The organism is Caballeronia mineralivorans PML1(12) (genome assembly GCF_001028175.1).
Taxonomy (GTDB): Bacteria; Pseudomonadota; Gammaproteobacteria; order Burkholderiales; family Burkholderiaceae; genus Caballeronia; species Caballeronia mineralivorans.
Map to the genome: position 1 here is coordinate 1 of NZ_AEJF01000098.1, position 444 is coordinate 444.

Here is a 444-nt window from a genome sequence, read left to right on the forward strand (position 1 = left end):
CCTGAACACCTATAAGTGAGAAGCATCGATTATGCTGGACCCGCTGGAGGCTTGACACAACAGCGATGTTCCCCCATAATCGTCAGTTCTCTGCGGAGGGGTGCCCGAGTGGCTAAAGGGGGCAGACTGTAAATCTGTTGGCTTACGCCTACGCTGGTTCGAATCCAGCCTCCTCCACCAGAACATGTAGCAAGCGTCGGGAATCGTTAGACCCAAGCGGGTGTAGCTCAATGGTAGAGCAGAAGCCTTCCAAGCTTATGACGAGGGTTCGATTCCCTTCACCCGCTCCAGCATCAAGGTCCGCCCATGTGGCTCAGTGGTAGAGCACTCCCTTGGTAAGGGAGAGGTCAGCAGTTCGATCCTGCTCATGGGCACCAGCAACACTAGTCCACACTGTTTGCGCGCGGCGCAAGGTACGGAAAAATTCCTGTTAGGAGTCGAAAA

3 tRNA genes are annotated in these 444 nt (G+C 54.7%); all 3 read left to right on the forward strand.

Features of this window, described 5'->3' with window-relative positions:
• The first annotated feature begins 94 nt into the window (after nucleotides 1–94).
• Nucleotides 95–180 (forward strand) — tRNA-Tyr (locus tag EOS_RS15980).
• Nucleotides 181–216: 36 nt separating this feature from the next.
• A tRNA-Gly gene (locus EOS_RS15985) sits at nucleotides 217–290 on the forward strand.
• A gap of 12 nt (nucleotides 291–302) precedes the next feature.
• Nucleotides 303–377 (forward strand) — tRNA-Thr (locus EOS_RS15990).
• The last annotated feature ends 67 nt before the right edge of the window (nucleotides 378–444 follow it).